Annotated in this window: 2 protein-coding genes and 1 pseudogene; 2 read left to right on the top strand and 1 reads right to left on the bottom strand. The window is 56.4% G+C overall.

What is annotated here, in order from left to right:
• Positions 1 to 1,187, top strand: a 1,187-nt coding sequence (locus B2W52_RS06485) for a plasmid pRiA4b ORF-3 family protein (RefSeq protein WP_286802029.1), incomplete at its 5' end; no start/stop codon positions are given.
• Between the two features lie 113 nt (positions 1,188 to 1,300).
• Positions 1,301 to 1,540, top strand: coding sequence for a type II toxin-antitoxin system ParD family antitoxin (locus tag B2W52_RS06490; RefSeq protein ID WP_254775422.1), 240 nt, complete (start codon positions 1,301 to 1,303; stop codon positions 1,538 to 1,540).
• Here B2W52_RS06490 and B2W52_RS22240 read toward each other — a convergent pair.
• Positions 1,495 to 1,857 (bottom strand): annotated as a pseudogene (locus B2W52_RS22240) (tetratricopeptide repeat protein); the annotation flags it as partial. The gene B2W52_RS06490 and the pseudogene B2W52_RS22240 sit on opposite strands and share 46 nt — an antisense overlap.
• Positions 1,858 to 2,261: the final 404 nt, after the last annotated feature.

Here is a 2,261-nt window from a genome sequence, read left to right on the forward strand (position 1 = left end):
ATTTTCAGGATGAAACCATGGTGGCGGTGTCTGCTGTGCTCAACAAGGAAGGGCAGGCTCTGACGTATGACTATGATTTCGGCGACAGCTGGGAGCATGAGGTACGGCTTGAAAAGGTCCTGCCGGGCGATCAGGGCGAGCCGTTGCCCCGCTGCATAAAAGCCGTGCGCCAGTGCCCGCCAGAGGATGTCGGTGGCTTGCCCGGATTCTACGATTTTCTGGAAGCCATGGAAGATGCCGCTCATCCGGAGCATGTGGCAGTGCGCGAGTGGATGGGTGGCGAATGGTTCGAGCCGGAGTTTGTGGATCTTGATGACATCAACCAGGCGCTCGCCGAGCGGGATGCCCTGTTTTCCGAAACCGAATCCGAACCCGATATCCCGCCGGCCAGAGACTTCTTCGGCCTTAGCCCCAGCCAGGTTTATGAGCTGCTGCAGAACCCACTGAATTGCCCCTCTGTGTTCAAGCCGCTGATCGATGCCGAAGCCGTAAACCGCGAACTCGACACCGCGCCGGTCATCCGGATGGCGAAAGTTCTGGTTGAGGCCATGAAAGGCAAGGGCATCCGCCTCACCGGCAAGGGCAACCTGCCTCTCAAACAGGTCAAGGCCATGATTGAAGCCGGTGGAGAAGAGATTGTGGCACCGATGGCGAGATATTCTCCGATTCGCTCCGAGGAGCACATTCTGGCCGTGATTCTCACCCGCGTGTTGCTGGAAATTGCCGGCTATACCAAAAAGCAGAAAGGTGTACTTTCACTCAAAAAAACCGCCGAAACCAGGCTTGAGAAAAAAGGCTGGTTAATGGTTTACAGGGATCTGCTCTCCACCGCGTTCTCGCGGCTCAGCTGGGCTTCCATGGACCACTACGATGGCCTGGATGAAATACAGTACACCGCACCATTCTGCTTCTGGCTGCTGTCAGAGAAAGGCGAGCAGTGGCGCCCGGTGGACGACTACCTGGAGGACATGCTCAAGGCCTTTCCCCGGCTGCCACTTGCCGCCTACCCGGTGGTCTACATGAGCGATGAGGAGCAGGCACGATCTGCGATGCGCTCAAGAATGTTGACGCTGTACCAGCTACTTGGCCTGATCGAGCTGGATCCTGAGCATGCACGGTTGCGGAGTGAGGGTGAGCAGATGATGCGGCGGACGGCGTTGTTTGAGGGGCTATTTACCAGAGTATAAGTTTCGGGGCTGGCTCCAAAGTAGTGGCGGTGCATTCTTTGGCAATTTTTGCCATTATCTGACCATTAGAGGGCTTAATTATGGCAACGATGAATATATCCCTGCCCGATGCGATGAAAACCTGGGCAGAGCAACAGGCCGAATCTGGTAGGTATTCCAATACCAGCGATTATGTTCGTGATCTTATTCGTAAAGATCAGGACCGGCGACACAAAATCGACCAGTTACAAAGTCTCGTTACAGCGGGAATTGCCAGTGGCAAAGGGACTTGTTCAATGGATGAACTGAGAGTTTCTGCAAAGAAACCAGCCAGGGATTCATCCACCGCGATCACTTCCACATCGTCCAGATAGCTGGCCAGTTCCATGGCCCGTTGGCCGGACTGGGCGCCGCAGACCATGATGCGCAGAGTGGCCGGGAGATTGTCGGTGTCCAGCCCCAGTTCGGTGACCATCGCGGCCTTCTCATCGAAATTCTGTTTGATCGCCTCTTCTTCTGCCCGATCGTAATAGCTGGCGGCCAGAACTGGCTGCAATGCCAGAGGCCAGTCCACCAGGTTCCACTGGCCAAGTTGTACCGCGAATGGCTGGTGGAAAAGGGCGCCATACATCGCGCTGGTCATCAGTGAGCCGATGAGCCCGTCCTTTTTCTCACCAAGGGCAAACATCGCAGGATTGGGCATCAGGGTTTTCTGGGGGCAAGGATCAGCAAATCGTTTTCACTGGCGGCCTCAGATAGCCCCGGCATTCCTGCCGGGCCCTCAGCCGCTGGATATGGCTGAGGCCATTGCTGTTGGACTCCCCATAGGCAAGATTGGTCTGCAAACTCCACCGTCCATAGTCGAGCCATCGGGTGATCGGCCTGCCAAGGCTGCGGTAAGTTTTGTCCTCAGTCTACCTGGACCAGCCGCACAGGCCCCGGGTGCGCGCCACCAGCTCATTCGAGGTAAGTAGCAAGAAGCCCTCAGTCTCCAGAGGCTGGCAGCACTGAAAAACAGGCGGTTATCTTCATTGCCGATCAGCTCTGTCGCCCGAGGGGATAACTTGGAGGGCTCACCTTTGGCTGCACGGGCAA

Source organism: Marinobacter sp. UBA2498 (genome assembly GCF_002341575.1).
GTDB lineage: Bacteria > Pseudomonadota > Gammaproteobacteria > Pseudomonadales > Oleiphilaceae > Marinobacter > Marinobacter manganoxydans.